Consider the following 16,168-nt stretch of genomic DNA (forward strand, 5'->3'; position numbering starts at 1 on the left):
CTCGTCTCGGAGCTCCGGGGGTACGCGCTCCGCGACCCGGAGTTCATGCCCGAGTTCGTCCGGCAGCGGCGCGGGCGCACGACCGCGTCGACCAGGCTCGCGATGACGTCGCCGGGGTTCACCCCGGGCAGGGCGGGACCGTCGAACACGATCCCGGTGTTCGCGCCGATGAGCAGCGTGGCGAAGTCCTCGAGCGGCATGCCCGGCTCGACCTCGGGGTGCGCCCCGAACCACGACCGGACCAGGTCGAGCACGCCGTCCTGCAGCTCGCGCCGCTGCCGGACGAACTCGGGCATGAACTCCGGGTCGCGGAGCGCGTACCCCCGGAGCTCCGAGACGAGGGCGAACTGCCGACCCTGGTCGTACCGCCCGAACGCCGCCCGGACGACCTCGGCGATGCTCGCGGCGGCGACGTCCTCGTGGACGACCTCCTGGAGCGCGGCGAGGATCCGGTTCGTCGAGCGCTGCATGACCTGGGCGACGAGGTCCTGCTTCGACGTGAAGTTCGAGTAGACGGCGCCCTTGCTGAAGCCGGCGCGAGCGGCCACGTCGTCGAGCCGGGCGCCGTGCACGCCGGACTCGGCGAAGACGTCGGCTCCGGCGACGAGCAGTCGTTCGCGCACCTCGGCGCGGGGTGTCCGGGGGTTGGGGGAGGAAGCGTCGTCGCGCATGGGTCCTGGTCCGTGATCGTCGTCGTGGACGGTGGTGCGCCGTCCTGTCGATCCCCGCGCGTCGGTGGCGCACGGGCCGTGCCGCACCCGGTCCGGTGCGACCCTCGGAGACCTGCCGCGCCGCGCGTCGTGATCACGCGCGGCACCAGCGAAGCCCCCGGCCCCGTCGCTCGGTGGACCGCCACGTTCGGGTCGTGTCGGTGCGTCGAGGACGGTGGTCACCGGGTCGGTACCCGGCGGGAGCGATCGTACCGCGGCAGGCCGCTGCAGCGACGGGGTCGTGCGTCGTCCGGACGGTGGGCCACCGCCGTGCCCGGGTACCGACCGGAGCCCGGGCAGAGGCGCTGACCGAGGCGCCGACCGAGGCACCGGCCGGGGCGCTGACGGAACGCCGACCGCGGCTCGTCAGACGCCGTCGGGTGTGTCCCGGTCGCTGCGGACGGCCCCGTCGCCGGTTCGGCGTCCGGGTCGACGGAGCAGCCGGATCGCGTCGGGGCGCAGCCGTCGCCCGCGCTGCAGCAGTGCGCCGAGCGTCGACTTCGGCTGCCACTCGCGACCGTTCGGCAGCCCCCAGCCGCGCTTGACGGCCCCGTACCGGAGCCCGAGCGACAGCACGATCGCCGCGATGATGCCGATCGACGGCGATCCGAGGTACGAGGCGACCACCATCACCGCGGACGCGGCGACGGCCACGGTGGCGTAGAGCGCGTTCCCGCCGAACACCGCGGGCACGCGACGGAGCAGCAGGTCGCGCATCGCCCCGCCGCCGACCGCGGTGATGGTGCCCATGATGATCGCGGCGGGCCAGCCGAGACCGGCGTCGAAGGTCCGCTGGACCCCGACCACGGACCAGAAGCCGATGACGGCGGCGTCCAGCACGGTGAACAGTCGGTCCCAGGTGAGCTCCGAGAACGACACGAAGAACGCGACCAGTGCGCCGGCGATCGCCACGGGCAGGTAGAGCGGGTCGACGAGCGCGACGGGCGGCCCGTTCTGCAGCAGGGTGTCGCGGAGCATGCCGCCGCCGAGGCCGGAGACGAAGCCGACGACGAGGAAGCCGAACAGGTCGAAGTCCATCGTGCGTGCGAGCGAGCCGCCCAGCAGTGCCGAGGCGAACACGCCGGCGAGGTCGAGCACGTTGGTGACCGACGCCAGGGCCTCCGGGGTCAGCACGTTCATGAGAACAATCAAACCCCACGTCGCCGGAGTGGCGGGCCGAACGCTGGTTAGGTTAGCCTCACCTTCGCCATGATCGCCACCCTCGTCATCGGCCTCCGCGAAGGCCTCGAAGCGACGCTCATCGTCGGCATCATCGCCGCGTTCCTCCGTCGCAACCGCGCGCCCCTCGCCCCGATGTGGGCCGGCGTCGGGCTCGCCGTCGCGCTGAGCATCGCCGTCGGCTTCGGTCTGCAGCTCGTCGAGCAGGCACTGCCCCAGGCCCAGCAGGAGGGCATGGAGACGGTCATCGGAGCCGTCGCCGTGGTCTTCGTCACCGGGATGATCGTCTGGATGCGCACGAACGCGCGCACGCTGTCGCGGGACCTGCAGGCCAGTGCGTCGGCGGCGCTCGGACGGGGGACCGCCTGGGCGCTGGCGGGCATGGCGTTCCTCGCGGTCCTCAAGGAAGGGTTCGAGACCTCGGTCTTCCTCCTCGCGACCTTCCAGGCGTCGTCGGACACCGGCACGGCAGCCGTCGGTGCCGTGATCGGCATCGCGGTCGCGGTGGCGGTCGGGTACGGCATCTACACCGGCGGGGTCCGCCTCGACCTCGGCCGGTTCTTCACCGGTACCGGCGTCTTCCTCGTCTTCGTCGCCGGCGGCCTCGTGCTCACCGCACTGCGGCACGCGCACGAGGCCGGGTGGCTCGTCATCGGCCAGCAGCGCACGGTCGACCTCGGGTGGCTCGCCCCCAACGGGTCGCTCCGCGGCGCCCTCGTCACCGGCGTCCTCGGGATCCCCGCCGATCCGCGCGTCATCGAGGTGCTCGGCTGGTTCCTCTACGTCGTGCCCGTCCTCGCCGTCGCGGTCTGGCCGCGCCGCTGGCGTCCGTCGCCGGCCCGCGTCCCGGTGGTCCGCGCGGCGGTCGCCGCCGGGCTCGCGGCCACGGCCGTCGTCCTCGCCCTGGTCGTCCCGAGCACGGACGTCGACCTGCCGCGCACGACGGCGGTCACCGGTGACGCACGGTCCGTCACGGCGGACGTCGACGGTCCGGCAGCAGTCCTGCGCGTCTCCGGCACCGGCCGGGAGGCACGACGCACCCTCCCCGCGTCGGCCCACCGCCGCGTGACCCGCTCCGGCGTCGCCGCCGACCGCTGGCAGGTCACCGAGGACGTCCCGGTCGCCGGCCGCCCCACCTCGCTGACGGTCGACGACCTCGTCGGCCTCTTCGGCCGGGTCCCCGTCGGCATCTCGCCGAGCACGGACCCCGGGCCGTTCACGGCCCGCTGGTCCGTCCGCGAGACCGTCACCCTGACCACCGTCGGTGGGGGTGTCCTGGACGCGACCCGCTCGGAACGCGACGTGCTCACACTGCGCGGTGGGGGCCTCCCGGCCGCCCGGACCACCACGCTGGAACGCACGGTGTGGGCGGTGGCGACCGACCGCGTCGACCGCGCGGCCGCGGACCTGGCCGCGGCGCACACCCGCGCTGCCGAGCTGCGGCTCTGGAGCACCTGGCTGCCGATCGCGCTCGCCGTCGCCGCCGCCGCACAGGCGTTGCTCGCCCTCCGCGACCGTCGGCGCGCCGTCGCCCCACCGACCACCACCCCCGGAACCGACCCGTCGCGCGGACCGCCCGCCGACGTCCCTGCAAGGAGCCTCGACCATGCCGTTCGGTAGGACCGCCCGCCCTCGCGCCGCCCACCCCCTGGCCGCCCGCCCCCTGGCCGCCCGCCCCCTGATCGTCCTCGGTGCGCTCGGCACCGTCACCGCCCTCGCCCTGTCCGGCTGCTCGACGGGGTCGCCCGCCGACGACAGCTCGAGCAGCACCGGGAAGCTCTCCCGTGTCACCATCACCCTGACGAACGACGGCTCCGACGCCTGCGCCGTGTCGACCACGAAGGTCCCCGCGGGCCCCGTCACGTTCACGGTGCACAACGAGTCGTCCACCGCCATCACCGAGGTGGAGCTCCTGCAGGACCAGCGCATCCTCGGCGAGAAGGAGAACCTCGCCCCGGGGCTCGACGCCGTCCGCTTCACCGCCACGCTGAGCGGTGGGGAGTACCAGGTCTACTGCCCGGGTGCCGAGCACGAGCTCACCGACCTCACCGTCACCGGCAAGGCTGCGTCGACCGCGAACAGCAGCGCGGCCACCCTGCTCGCCGACGGCGCGAAGGGCTACGCGACCTACGTCGACGGCCAGGTCACCGACATGGTGGCGGCCGTGCAGCAGCTGCAGCACGACGTGGACGCCGGCGACCTCGACGCGGCGAAGCGCGACTACGCGGCGGCCCGTCCGTTCTACGAGCACGTCGAGAGCGACGTCGACGGCTTCGTCAAGAAGGGGTTCTCGGCCACCGACAACGCCGGCAACCTCGACTACCTGATCGACATGCGCGCGTCGAACCTCGACGACGCCGTCGGCTGGAGCGGCTTCCACGCCGTCGAGAAGGACCTGTTCCAGGCCGGCGCGATCACCGCGTCGACGAAGGAGACCGCGGCCGCACTGACCGCCGACGTCGAGCTGCTCGCGAAGCGCGTGCCGTCGATCGAGTACAAGCCCGAGGACCTGGCGAACGGCGCGGCCGGGCTGCTCGAGGAGGTCCAGTCGAACAAGATCACGGGCGAGGAGGAGGCGTACAGCCACATCGACCTCGTCGACCTCGCCGCGAACGTCGAGGGTGCCCGACAGGCCTTCGCGTACCTCAAGCCCGGCCTGACGAAGGTCGACCCGGCGCTGACGAAGCAGATCGCCACGCAGTTCGACACGACGAACACGCTGATGGACGGCTTCCGCGACGCGGACTCGCTCGGCGGCTTCGCCACGTGGGACGACGCCGCGAAGGCGAAGGACGCCAACCGCATCTCGCAGCAGGTCCAGGCGCTGCAGGACCCGCTCTCGCGTCTGGCCGAGAAGGTCGCGACGGCGTGAACGACTCCCGGTTCTCCCGCCGCGGGCTGATCGGTGCCGGGCTCGCGGCCGCCGGTGCGGGCGTGGGCGCCGTCGCGGGTGTCGCCGGGTCGGCCGCCGCCACCGGGGTCGACCCCTTCACCGCGGCCGCGAACGGCGACGAGTCCGTCGACCTGTCGCAGTCGGTCCCGTTCTACGCGACCGCCGCCCGGCAGCCGCAGGGCGGGATCCGCACGACGCCGCAGCGGCACTGTGTCTTCATGGTGTTCGACCTGACGGCGTCCACCGCGACCGAGCTCCAGGTCCTGCTCGCCCGCTGGTCGGCCGCGATCGCGCAGCTGCAGGCCGGCCGGACGATCGGCAGCGTCGAACCCGTCCACGGCGACGGTGTGGGAGCGGACACGGGCGAGGCGCTCGACCTCGGCCCGGCGTCACTGACCGTCACCGTCGGGCTCGGGCCCGGCGTCTTCGACGAGCGCTTCGGCCTCGCCGCGAAGCGTCCGGCGCACCTGGCCGCGATCCCGCCGCTGCCGAGCGACGACCTGGACGCGCAGCTGACCGGCGGCGACCTGTCGCTGCAGGCCTGCGCCGACGACCCGCAGGTGGCGTACCACGCGGTCCGCGACCTGGCCCGGATGGCCCGCGGCACCGCGACCGTGCGGTGGACCGTGATCGGGTTCGGCCGCGCCTCGGCCGGTCCGACGCAGTCGACGCCGCGCAACCTGATGGGGTTCAAGGACGGGACGCGGAACGTCACGACGGACGACGAGTACGACCGGTTCGTGTGGCTCGACCGCGGAGCCGACTGGATGGCCGGTGGCACGTACCAGGTGGTGCGGAAGATCCGGATGAACCTGGAGACCTGGGACGCCGACGTCGTCTCCGACCAGCAGCGGGTGTTCGGCCGGACGAAGGTCGAGGGCGCGCCGCTCTCCGGCGGGTCGGAGCACACGACGCCGGACTTCCACGCCCGGGCGCCGCACGGCACCGACGCGGACGGCGGGACCGCGATCGACCCGCGCTCCCACGTCGCCCTCGCGGCGCACGAGAACAACGGCGGCGTGAAGATCCTGCGCCGCGGGTACAACTACACCGACGGGCTGAACCAGTACGGGCAGCTCGACGCCGGCCTGCTCTTCGCGGCGTACGTGAACGACCCGGAGCACGTCACGCGGCTGCAGCGGAAGCTCGGTGCGTCCGACCGCCTGAACGAGTACGTGTCGCACATCGGGTCCGGGGTGTTCGCCGTGCCGCCGGCACCCCGCAAGGGCTCGTACATCGGGGAGCAGCTCTTCCACTGACCCCGGCGGGAGTCGAGGTGGGTGCCCTCCGTCGTTTCCCTGGAGACGGAGAGCACCCGCGCCGCGGAGTCCGGCGGACGGAACCACCGCCCGCCCCCTGGGGGGACGACCCGGCGCGACGCATCGCGATGCGACAGGGGGAGCGTACCTCGCGGGACTGCCCCTGAGCAGTCCCGTTCTGGGATCGGACAGCGGAACGGGCCGCCCCACCAGGTGGGACGGCCCGTCGCGTCGTCGGCCGGGAGGCGCGGTGTCAGTCCGTCAGGACCGGCCCGTCCTCGACGGCGCGCTTCCGGCGTGCGAGCACCAGCGCCACGGCGCCGGCGAGCAGCAGGACGCCGGCGGCGATGCCCGGGAACACCAGGTCGGCGCCGGTGAACGCCAGGTCGCCGCGAGCGGCGTCCGGTCGGTCGGCGTCCACGACACCGGTGCCCGCGCCGTCGGCACCGCCCGCGCTGCCGTCGCCGCTGCCCGGCTGGCCGGGACCGGGGGTACCCGGGTCGGTCGGCTCGCCGGTGCCCGGCTCCGGCTCGACGGCCGTCTCGACCGGGACCGTCACGGCGAGGGTCACGGTCTGCCCGTTCGGCAGGGTGAGGACGAGCGGCTGGTCGGTCGTCGCGGTCGGGGCGGCGGCGCGGGCAGCAGCGGTCGGAACGGCCGTCGGCTCCGTGTCCGCGGCAGGCGTGCCCGGCACGGTGAACGCGAGGGTCGCGCGACCCTGCTCGTCGGTGGTGTCGACGACCGTCGTGTCGACCTCGGCGGACGCGAGCTCCTGACCACCGGCGCTGACCGAGACGGTGCCGCCCTGGTCGGCCGCGTTGCTGAAGGTCAGGGACGACAGGTCGATGCGGACGTCGTCGCCGGGGCCGAAGCCGCCGGCAGGTGCCTCGGAGACCCGGACGCCGACGGCCCGCTGGTCCTCCTGGACCGCGACGGTCGGGTGTGCTCGGAAGTACTGGACCTGCGCCTCGAGGTCGACCGTGCCGCTGTCCTGCTTCGCGGCGGCGTCCTTGAAGGCGGCGAAGTTGTCTCCGCCGGTCGCGAGGAACGAGTTCACCGTGACCTTGTAGGTGCGGTCGGACGCGATCGGGTCACCGTCGAGGGTCATGCCCGTGATGCGCTCGCCGGCCGTGGCCAGCGGGTCGTAGGTGTAGCTGAAGCCCTCGGAGACGCCGAGCTTGAGGAAGGGGCGGCTCGCGGTCGACGGCTGCCACTGCTGCTCGAGCGCCCGCCGGATCTGGTCGCCGGTCAGGTCGAGCACGACGAGCGTGTTCGCGAAGGGCTGGACGACCGCCGCTTCCTTGTACGTCACCGCGCCGGAGGCGATGTCCGCGCGGAGACCGCCCGGGTTCATGAAGGCGATCTGCGAGCCCTGGCGCTGCGTCTGGTCACGCTGCACCTCGGCGACGAAGTTGCCGAGGGTGGACTCGCCGCCGCGGTTCTCCGACCCGTTCGACTGCACGGCGCGCTGCAGGTCGCGGTCCACCGTGCCCAGCTCGACGGCGCCGAGGCGGTCGGCTTCCTGCACGGCGGCGTCGACCGTGGTCTGCACGGCGGGGTCGGGCGTGTACGTGCCGTCGACCAGGCGCAGGTTCTCGGGCGTCGCCGCGGTCACCGTGCCGTCCGCGGCGACCGTGAGCTCGACGTGACCGAGGTTGAAGCCGTACGAGCCGGTCTGGATCACGGGGCGGGCGACGGTACCGCCGGTCGGGACGACCGAGTAGGCGTACGTCTGGTGCGTGTGGGCGGACAGGATCGCCGAGACCTTCGGCGTGACGCCGTGGACCGCGCGCGCGAAGTCGGAGTCGTCGCCGGGCGCGACCTCGGCGGGGGACTCGGCGCCGTCGTGCACGAGGAGGACGAGCACGTCGGCCTCGTCGTTCGCCGTGTCACCGTCGGTGAGCTGCGCCGCGACCTTGTTCACCTCGGTCGTGATGTCGCCCATCTCCAGTCCGGCGATGCCGTCCGGAGCGACGAGTCCCTGGCCGACGAGGTCGACCGTCGCACCGATGAACCCGACGCGCTTGCCGCTGATCTCCTGGATCGAGTACGGCTGGAACGCGGGTTCGCCCGTGGCCGAGTCGAGGATGTTCGCGGAGACGTAGTCCCACTGTGCCGCGCGGACGCCCTCGCCCTGGCCGCCGATCACGCGGTCGCGCAGGTCGTCCTGGCCCTTGTCGAGCTCGTGGTTGCCGATGGCGCTGACCGACAGGTCCATCTGGTTGAGGACGTCGATGGTGGGCTGGTCGTCCTGGATGAAGGACTCGAACGTCGAGCCGCCGATGTTGTCGCCGGAGCTGACGAAGGCGGACGTCGAGGGATCGGCACCCCGGAGCTGCTCGAGTGCACCGGCGAGGGTCGCGGCACCGGCGGCGTCGCCGTCCCGCGGTGCCGGAGCACCGGCGGAGTCCTTCGAGATCGACTGCGCGATGCGGCCGTGGAAGTCGTTGACGTTGTAGAGGTCGATCGTGGTGTCGCCCTCGGCGGCGAGGGCGGCGGACGGGACGGTCAGGGCGGTGAGGACGCCGGCGGCGACCAGGGCGGAGGCCCCGGCCAGGCGCCGGCGACGCGGGGGAGTGTGAGCGTTCATCACCGCAAGAACCTATGAACTCCCACAGCCGACGCGCCAGGGGTTGCCGCAACACGTCACGTGGTGTTCACACCACGGGGGACGTTCCTCCCGTTCGGGGGACAACCACGGCGGGATCGGCGTCAGTCCCGGCCCAGCGCGCCCTTCACCCGCTCGACGGCCTCGGCGGCCATGGCCTTCGCCGAGTCCTTGATGACGCCGATCTCCGCCGGGTCGCCCTTGAGCAGGCTCTTCGCGGTGTTCACCGCGTACTCGGCGGTGATGTGCGGCGGCAGCGGCGGCACGTTGCGGCTGACGTAGGCGTCGATGAGCGTGACCCCGGGGTTGGCGAACGCCCGCTCCACGGCTGCCTCGACCTCGTCGTCACCGTGCACCGCGATGCCCTCGAAGCCGAGCAGCCGGGCGTACCCGGCGTAGTCCATCGACTCGACGTCCTGCGACCCGGACCACATCGGGTTGCCGTCCTCGGTCCGCATCTCCCACGACACCTGGCCGAGGTCGTCGTTGTGCATGACCACGATCACGAGCTGCTGGTTCGGCCACTGGGCCATGTACTTCTTCACCGTGATGAGCTCGTTCATGCCGAGCATCTGGAAGGCCCCGTCGCCGATGGTGCACACCGCCGGGGCGTCCGGGAAGGCGAACTTCGCCGTGACGGCGTAGGGCATCGCCGCGAGCATCGTCGCGAGCCGTCCGGACATGTCGCCGTGCATGCCGCGGCGCAGCCGGATGTGGTGGCCGTACCAGTCGGCGGTGGTCCCGGCGTCGCAGGTGACCGTGACGCCCTCGGGCAGGCGCTCGTTCACGGCGCGGATGACGCGTCGTGGGTTGACGCCGTCGTCGTACGCGACCTCGGCCTGGCGGTGCATCTCCGCTTCCCACTCGCGCATCTCGCCGGCGAGCTTGTCCTGCCACGTGGTGTCCTGCTTGTCGCGCAGCAGCGGCATGACCGCCTGCAGTGTCGCACCGACGTCGCCCCACAGGTTGAGCTCGGTCGGGTACCGCAGGCCCATCTGCTCGGGCTTGATGTCGACCTGCACGCCGCGGGCCTGACCGGAGGCGGGCAGGTACTCGCCGTAGGGGTAGTTCGAGCCGAGGAGCACGATCGTGTCGCACTCCTTGACCTGGGTCAGGCTCGGGCGCGAGCCGAGGAGCCCGACCTGCTGCGTGTGGTACGGCACGTCGGAGGGGACGACGTCCTTCCCGCGCAGGGCGGTGATGATGCCGGCGCCGGTCTTCTGGGCGGCCTCGAGCACCAGGTCCGTGGCGCCGCGCGCGCCGGCACCCACCAGGAACGTCACGCGCTCCCCGGCGTTCAGGATCTCGGCGAAGCGGGCGATCTGGTCCTGCGGCGGCACGATCCGGGTCGACGGGGCGACGTCGCTCGACCGGGACACCCAGTGCTCGGCGGCCGGGGCCTCGTACGCCATCGCCTGCACGTCGTGGGGGAGCACGACGACCGCCGGCTGCTTCCGGAGCATCGCCGTCCGGAACGCCGTGTCGACCACGACGCCGACCGCGTCCGGCGTGGCGACGGTCTCCACGTAGCAGGCGACGTCGGCGAACACGCGCTCGAGGTTCGACTCCTGCTGCGTGAACGACCCGATCGACGCCAGGCCCTGCTGCCCGACGATCGCGACGACCGGCTGGTTGTCCATCTGCGCGTCGTACAGCCCGTTGAGCAGGTGGAACGCGCCGGGGCTCGAGGTCGCGACGCAGACCCCGACCTCGCCGGTGAACTTGGCGTGCGCGGTCGCCATCAGCGCGGCGATCTCCTCGTGCGTCGGGCGGACGTACTCGAGCTCGCGCTCGCTGCCGTCGGCCTTGCCGAGCGCCCCGTCGAACGCACCGATCCCGTCCCCGGGGTAGCCGAAGACGCGCGAGACGCCCCATGCCTTGATGCGGTCGATGACGAAGTCGCTCACGGTCGTGCTCATGCACCCACCGTGCTCGGCGGTTCCTGTACACGCTCAGGTCGCCCGGGGGACGTCAGGCGACGGGACGCCACGTCCCGTCGGCCGCGCTGGCGACGACGGCCTCGATGACCGACGCCGCACGAGCACCGTCGGCGAACGTGGGGAGCCCCTCGGGCCACGCCGAACGGTCGCCCTCCGCCCGGACCGCCGCGTAGGTGTCGGCGACGAACGCCGCGAAGGCGTCGAGGTACCCCTGCGGGTGCCCGGCCGGCACGACCGCCAGCCGACGCTGGTCGGGGAACCCGAGCGAGGGGTCGCGCACCACGATCTGGGCGCCGCGCTCGTTGCCGAACCACGCCGCCTCGGGCTGCTCCTGGTCGAAGGCCGCCGACCCGAGGGTGCCGTCGACCTCGAACCACAGCCGGTTCTTCCGCCCGGCCGCGACCTGCGAGACGACGACGTTGCCGATGCGCCCGGTGCCGGTGCGGAAGGTCGCGACGGCCGTGTCCTCCGTGGTGACCTCGGCCCGCTGCCCGGCGTCCGCCACCGGGTCGGGGTCCGGCGAGCCGGAGAACGACGGCCCGGAGGCAGCCGGACGGGTCGGGTAGACGATGTCGGTCGCGGCGCTCACCGCGGCGAACGGGTCGCCGGTCACGAACTCGACCAGGTCGCACCAGTGCGAGCCGATGTCCGCGAAGGCCCGGGACACCCCGCCGGCACCGGCGTCCACCCGCCAGCTCGAGGCGTCCTCGTCGAGCATCCAGTCCTGCAGGTAGTGGCCGTGCACGGCGAGCAACCGGCCGAGCTCACCGGCGGCGATGCGGGCGCGGATCTCCCGGACGACCGGGTGGTACCGGTAGACGAACGGCACGGTCGCGACGACGCCGGCCTCGTCGGCTGCGGCGACCAGCTCGGCGGCCTGCTCGGCGCTGATCGCGAGCGGCTTCTCGCACACGACGTTGATCCCGGCGCGGACGACCGCGAGCGACTGCGGGTGGTGCTGGTCGTTCGGCGTGCAGACGTGGACGACGTCGGGGGCGTCGGCGATCACCTCGTCGAGTGAGGCGTAGCCGCGGGGCACGTCGAGCTGTGCGGCGACCTGCTCCGACCGGGCCGGCGTCCGGCCGAGCACCCCGACGACCTCGGCGCCCGCGGCCCGTGCCGCACGGGCGTGCACCCCCGCGATCATCCCGGTGCCGACCACGGCGACGCGGATGCGTCGCCCTCCGTACCCACTGCTCATGGTGCTCCCTCGCGCCGGACTCGCCCCACCGTACCGACGCAACCCGGCCACGCGCCGGAACGCGTGAGTACGGTCGGGGGCATGTCGAGCCTCCAGACCAGCCTGCTCATCCTCGGAGCCAGCGGCGACCTGTCCAAGCGACTGCTGCTGCCCGGTCTCGCCACCCTCCTCGAGGTCAAGGACGACTGGGACGTCCAGCTCGTCGGGGCCGGCGTGGAGGACATCTCGGACGACGACTGGAAGGCGCAGGTGCGCACGTCCTTCGAGAACGCGCAGGCGTCGAAGAACGAGGAGGACGAGGGCGCGCACGACGGCGGCGAGAAGCTCAGCCGGCGGCTCGTCGAGGTCATCGAGGCCTCGACCTACCGCAAGGCCGACGTCACCGACGCCGACGACCTGGGGGCCCTGCTCGACGCGTGCCACCACGACCCGGCGATCTACTTCGCGCTGCCGCCGGCCGTGACCGAGAAGAGCTGCGCCGTCCTCAAGGACCTCGACCTGCCCGGTGGCACGCGGCTCGCGCTCGAGAAGCCGTTCGGCACCGACGCCGAGAGCGCCGAGCACCTCAACGACCTGCTGCACTCGTTCCTGCCCGAGGAGCGCATCCACCGCGTCGACCACTTCCTCGGCCGCTCCACGGTCCTCAACCTGCTCGGGCTGCGCTTCGCGAACCGCATCATCGAGCCGCTGCTGTCGTCGGCGCACGTCGACCGCGTCGACATCGTCTACGACGAGACCCTCGGGCTGGAGGGCCGCGCGCGCTACTACGACAAGGCCGGTGCCCTGGTCGACATGATCCAGAGCCACCTGCTGCAGGTGATGGCCGTCGTCGCGATGGAGGCGCCTGCATCCATCGACGCCGACGACCTCCGCACGCAGAAGGAGCTCGTCCTCCGCGCCGTCCGGCCGTGGGGCGAGGACGTCGTCGCCGCGGGCAAGCGTGCGCGCTACACCGCCGGCACGATCGGCGACCGTGAGCTGCCGTCCTACGTCGACGAGGACGGCGTCGACCCGTCGCTCGGCACCGAGACCCTCGCGCAGCTCACCCTCGAGGTCGCGAACTGGCGCTGGGCCGGCGTGCCCTTCACGCTGCGGTCCGGCAAGGCGCTGGAGCAGCAGCGTCGCGAGATCGTCATCACCTTCAAGGACTCGCCGCACGTGCCGAACGGGCTGAGCGGCGCCGAGCGTCCGGACAAGCTGCGGATCTGGATCGCCCCGGACGAGATGCAGCTCGAGCTCAACGTCAACGGTCCCGGCGACCCGTACACGATCGACCACACGGCGCTGTCCGTGAACTTCAACCCCGGTCGGCTCAGCGCCTACGGCGAGGTCCTGGCCGGCGTGCTCGAGGGCGACGCGACGCTGTCGGTGCGCGGTGACAGCGCGGTGCAGGGGTGGAAGGTGGTCGAGCCGTTCCTGCGTGCGTGGCGCGACGGGAAGGCGCCGCTCGACGAGTACGCGGCCGGGTCGGCCGGTCCCGACAGCTGGGACAACATCGACTGCTGACGTCGCGTCGGCGGGAGACGCGGTGCCGGACGGGAGGCGCGTGGCGGGGCCGCCACGCGCCTCCCGTCCGTCTGCCGGTCGCGCGGCGTAGCGTCCGGTGACGTGAAGACCACCGACGACGTCCTGTCCACCGTCCCCGTCCCCGCCGGCTCCGACGTCCGCGTCGAGCCCGTCCGCTACGACCACGAGGGCACCGCGCTCCTCGGTGTGCTGGCGAAGGACCACGCCGTGTCGGGGCCCCGCCCCGCCGTCCTCGTGATCCACGACTGGCACGGCGTCAACGAGCACGTCGAGGCCCGGGTGACGATGCTCGCCCGTCTCGGCTACGTCGCCTTCGGTGCGGACGTCTACGGCGAGGGCGTCCGTCCCGGCGACGACACCGCCGGCGAGGTCGCGGGCTCGTTCTACCAGGACCTGCCGCTGTTCCGCGCCCGGCTGACCGCGGGGCTCGACCGGCTGCGCGACGACCCCGACGTCGACCACTCCCGCATCGTCGTGATGGGGTACTGCTTCGGCGGCTCCGGCGCGATCGAACTCGCGCGCACCGGTGCGGACCTCGCCGGCGCAGTGTCCTTCCACGGTGGCCTGATCGTGCACGAGCCCTCGGATGCGTCCGCGATCCGGGCGAAGCTCCTCGTGCTCACCGGGGGAGCGGACCCGATGGTGCCGGACACGACGGTCGCCGAGTGGCAGGACGAGATGCGCGCGGTGCCGTCGGTCGACTGGCAGGTCACCACCTACGCCGGCGCGATGCACGCGTTCGCGGTGCCGGGCACCGATGCGCCGGACCACGGGGCGCAGTACCAGGAGCGCGCCGACCGCCGCTCGTGGCAGGCGTTGCAGGTGTTCCTCGCCGAGGTGTTCGACGAGGAGCCGACCGTGGTCTGAACGGCGCGACACGCCGAGGGCTCGGTGCGGCGCGGCTCGATTGGCGTTCCGCGCCGCACCTGTTGTAGAGTCTTCCACGGCCGCAAGGCCAGCATCGGTCGCAAGACCGGATGCGCTCGTAGCTCAATGGATAGAGCATCTGACTACGGATCAGAAGGTTGGGGGTTCGAGTCCCTTCGAGCGCACATCTGAGAAGGCCCCGTCGCACTGCGACGGGGCCTTCGTCGTTCCCGGGCCTTCGTCGTTCCCGGGGCCATGTCGTTCCCGGGCCTCCGTCGTGTTCGGGGTTCGGCGCCGGACAGCGCCAGCCGACGCTCCCAGGGACGGCGCTGTGCAGAGTGCACCGGTTCACCTGCCGGTAACGACATCGTGCACGTGTACCCGCTCCCGTCACGTCACTACGGTTGCCGCAACCCGGTCGCCCCGACCGGCTCCCCGTCCCCCAGGAGCACCCGATGGCCAGTGCAGCGTCAGCACCACCAGCCCCGTCCGTCGTCGTCGACGACCACTCCCTGTCCCGCGTCCCCGCCTCCGCCCGCTACGGCTGGTTCCAGGTCGCGGTGCAGCGGTTCGGGCAGATCTCCGCCCTGTCCCAGTTCCTGCTCGGCGCCACGCTCGGCTTCGGCATGGGCTTCTGGGAGGCGTTCTGGGCGATCACCCTCGGTGCCGTGATCCTGGAGATCGTGTCGGTCTTCGTCGGCATCATCGGCATGCGCGAGGGCCTCAACACCTCCGTGATCGCGCGGTGGACCGGGTTCGGCAAGGCCGGCTCCGCACTGGTGGGCCTGGCGATCGGCCTGAGCCTGATCGGGTGGTTCGGCATCCAGTCCGGCGTCTCCGCCGCCGGGCTCGTCGCGATCCTGCCGGTCCTGCCGGCGTGGGCGTGGTCGCTCGTGTTCGGCCTGCTCGTCACCGCGATCGTGCTCCGCGGCTTCCACTCCATGCAGTGGCTCGCCAACATCACGGTGCCGCTGTTCCTGGTCCTGGTGGGCTGGGCGGTCGTCGTCGAGCTGAGCCAGCACTCGATCGCCGAGCTCGCCGCGAAGGCCCCCGCGGGCCCGGAGCTGAGCTTCGTCGCGGGCACGACCCTCGTCGCCGGGGGCTTCATCGTCGGCGCGGTCATCACGCCGGACATGACGCGCTTCAACCGCTCGGTCGGCGACGTCGTCAAGCAGACCGCGCTCGGCGTCACGCTGGGGGAGTACGTCATCGGGCTCGCGGGCGTCCTGCTCGCCCACGCCGTCGGGTCGTCCGACATCACCCGCGTCATCACGTCGAGCGTCGGCTGGGTCGGCATCCTCGTGATCCTGCTCGGCACGTTCAAGATCAACGACTGGAACATCTACAGCTCGAGCCTCGGCGTCACGAACTTCATCGACGTGGTGTTCGGCAGGAAGGTGAACCGTGGTGTCGTCACCCTCGTGCTCGGCATCGTCGGGTCGGTGCTGGCCGCCGTCGGGTTCCTCGACGCCTTCACCCCGTTCCTCATCGTGCTCGGTGTCGTGTTCCCGCCGATCGCGGGGATCATGATCGCCGAGTACTTCGTCGTGCAGCGCTGGCGCCGTGAACTCAGCGAGAGCGAGGGCCTGCCGGCCACGAGCCCGACGTGGGTCCCCGCGACACTCGTCATCTGGGCGGTCGCGGCACTGGTCGGCTACTTCGTCGCGATCGGCATCCCGTCGATCAACTCCGTCGTCATCGCCTTCGTGCTCTACGTGATCGCCGGCAAGGCCGGATGGGTCCGCGGGGTCGGCGTGAGCCGCACCGAGGACGCCCCGGCAGCGGTCGGCGACGGCACGACGAGCGACGCCCCGACGGCGGCACCCGCGCCGGCACCGGCGCCCTGAAGCCGGCGGTCGGCGCCCCCCTGCCGACCGCCACCTCGTCGCCGGCCGTGCCGTGGCCCCCTGACCCGGACACGGCACGGTCGGCCCGACACTCCGTCAGCACCACCACCACCACGACAGCACCGCCGTCGTCAGCA

Annotated in this window: 11 protein-coding genes and 1 tRNA gene; 7 read left to right on the forward strand and 5 right to left on the reverse strand. The window is 72.5% G+C overall.

Translation table 11 applies throughout. The features are described 5' to 3' along the window. Positions 1 to 671: TetR/AcrR family transcriptional regulator (locus tag ACH0A8_RS08725; RefSeq protein WP_406906996.1), on the reverse strand; the 671-nt coding region annotated here is incomplete at its 3' end. A 405-nt stretch (positions 672 to 1,076) separates the two neighbouring features. After that, on the reverse strand, positions 1,077 to 1,850 hold the full coding sequence (locus ACH0A8_RS08730) for a trimeric intracellular cation channel family protein (RefSeq protein WP_066655795.1): 774 nt from the start codon (positions 1,848 to 1,850) through the stop codon (positions 1,077 to 1,079). Positions 1,851 to 1,919: 69 nt separating this feature from the next. Between ACH0A8_RS08730 and efeU the strand changes: the two genes are divergently transcribed. From efeU to ACH0A8_RS08745, 3 genes are read left to right on the forward strand one after another with little or no spacing between them, the layout of a single operon-like run. Next, positions 1,920 to 3,509: an iron uptake transporter permease EfeU gene (efeU, locus tag ACH0A8_RS08735; protein ID WP_406906997.1), complete on the forward strand. Its 1,590-nt coding sequence runs from the start codon at positions 1,920 to 1,922 to the stop codon at positions 3,507 to 3,509. Further along, a complete protein-coding gene (gene efeO, locus ACH0A8_RS08740; protein WP_406906998.1) occupies positions 3,496 to 4,761 on the forward strand; it encodes an iron uptake system protein EfeO in 1,266 nt (421 codons plus the stop codon). Before efeU ends, efeO begins: the two co-directional genes overlap by 14 nt. Beyond that, entirely contained in the window at positions 4,758 to 6,041 is a 1,284-nt protein-coding gene (locus ACH0A8_RS08745; protein ID WP_209685628.1) for a Dyp-type peroxidase, read from the forward strand. The genes efeO and ACH0A8_RS08745 overlap by 4 nt, the downstream gene beginning before the upstream one ends. Before the next feature lie 253 nt (positions 6,042 to 6,294). Here the strand turns inward: ACH0A8_RS08745 and ACH0A8_RS08750 are convergent, their stop codons facing one another. The 3 genes from ACH0A8_RS08750 to ACH0A8_RS08760 all read right to left on the reverse strand — a co-directional run bounded on the left by ACH0A8_RS08750 (position 6,295) and on the right by ACH0A8_RS08760 (position 11,790). Beyond that, entirely contained in the window at positions 6,295 to 8,631 is a 2,337-nt protein-coding gene (locus ACH0A8_RS08750; protein ID WP_406906999.1) for a bifunctional metallophosphatase/5'-nucleotidase, read from the reverse strand. Positions 8,632 to 8,753: 122 nt separating this feature from the next. After that, positions 8,754 to 10,568: a thiamine pyrophosphate-requiring protein gene (locus ACH0A8_RS08755; RefSeq protein ID WP_251160371.1), complete on the reverse strand. Its 1,815-nt coding sequence runs from the start codon at positions 10,566 to 10,568 to the stop codon at positions 8,754 to 8,756. A 52-nt stretch (positions 10,569 to 10,620) separates the two neighbouring features. After that, a complete protein-coding gene (locus tag ACH0A8_RS08760) occupies positions 10,621 to 11,790 on the reverse strand; it encodes a Gfo/Idh/MocA family protein (RefSeq protein ID WP_066655782.1) in 1,170 nt (389 codons plus the stop codon). Between the two features lie 81 nt (positions 11,791 to 11,871). Between ACH0A8_RS08760 and ACH0A8_RS08765 the strand changes: the two genes are divergently transcribed. The 4 genes from ACH0A8_RS08765 to ACH0A8_RS08780 all read left to right on the forward strand — a co-directional run bounded on the left by ACH0A8_RS08765 (position 11,872) and on the right by ACH0A8_RS08780 (position 16,031). Next, complete coding sequence (locus ACH0A8_RS08765) at positions 11,872 to 13,296, forward strand: glucose-6-phosphate dehydrogenase (protein ID WP_209685634.1); 1,425 nt, start codon at positions 11,872 to 11,874, stop codon at positions 13,294 to 13,296. Positions 13,297 to 13,398: 102 nt separating this feature from the next. Beyond that, positions 13,399 to 14,184, forward strand: a complete 786-nt coding sequence (locus ACH0A8_RS08770) for a dienelactone hydrolase family protein (protein WP_406907000.1) — start codon at positions 13,399 to 13,401, stop codon at positions 14,182 to 14,184. Between the two features lie 112 nt (positions 14,185 to 14,296). Beyond that, a tRNA-Arg gene (locus tag ACH0A8_RS08775) sits at positions 14,297 to 14,369 on the forward strand. Between the two features lie 270 nt (positions 14,370 to 14,639). Next, a complete protein-coding gene (locus ACH0A8_RS08780; RefSeq protein ID WP_400429863.1) occupies positions 14,640 to 16,031 on the forward strand; it encodes a purine-cytosine permease family protein in 1,392 nt (463 codons plus the stop codon). Positions 16,032 to 16,168 lie beyond the last annotated feature (137 nt).

Origin of the sequence: Curtobacterium sp. 179-B 9B NHS (assembly GCF_045370965.1) — a bacterium.
Classification (GTDB): domain Bacteria; phylum Actinomycetota; class Actinomycetes; order Actinomycetales; family Microbacteriaceae; genus Curtobacterium.

Excerpts from the sequence above, each read along its gene's own strand:
- ACH0A8_RS08755 (WP_251160371.1), bottom strand. The coding sequence starts at position 10,568 with ATGAGCACGACCGTGAGCGACTTCGTCATCGACCGCATCAAGGCATGG.
- efeO (WP_406906998.1), top strand. The coding sequence starts at position 3,496 with ATGCCGTTCGGTAGGACCGCCCGCCCTCGCGCCGCCCACCCCCTGGCC.
- ACH0A8_RS08750 (WP_406906999.1), bottom strand. The coding sequence starts at position 8,631 with ATGAACGCTCACACTCCCCCGCGTCGCCGGCGCCTGGCCGGGGCCTCC.
- ACH0A8_RS08730 (WP_066655795.1), bottom strand. The coding sequence starts at position 1,850 with ATGAACGTGCTGACCCCGGAGGCCCTGGCGTCGGTCACCAACGTGCTC.
- efeU (WP_406906997.1), top strand. The coding sequence starts at position 1,920 with ATGATCGCCACCCTCGTCATCGGCCTCCGCGAAGGCCTCGAAGCGACG.
- ACH0A8_RS08760 (WP_066655782.1), bottom strand. The coding sequence starts at position 11,790 with ATGAGCAGTGGGTACGGAGGGCGACGCATCCGCGTCGCCGTGGTCGGC.
- ACH0A8_RS08780 (WP_400429863.1), top strand. The coding sequence starts at position 14,640 with ATGGCCAGTGCAGCGTCAGCACCACCAGCCCCGTCCGTCGTCGTCGAC.
- ACH0A8_RS08765 (WP_209685634.1), top strand. The coding sequence starts at position 11,872 with ATGTCGAGCCTCCAGACCAGCCTGCTCATCCTCGGAGCCAGCGGCGAC.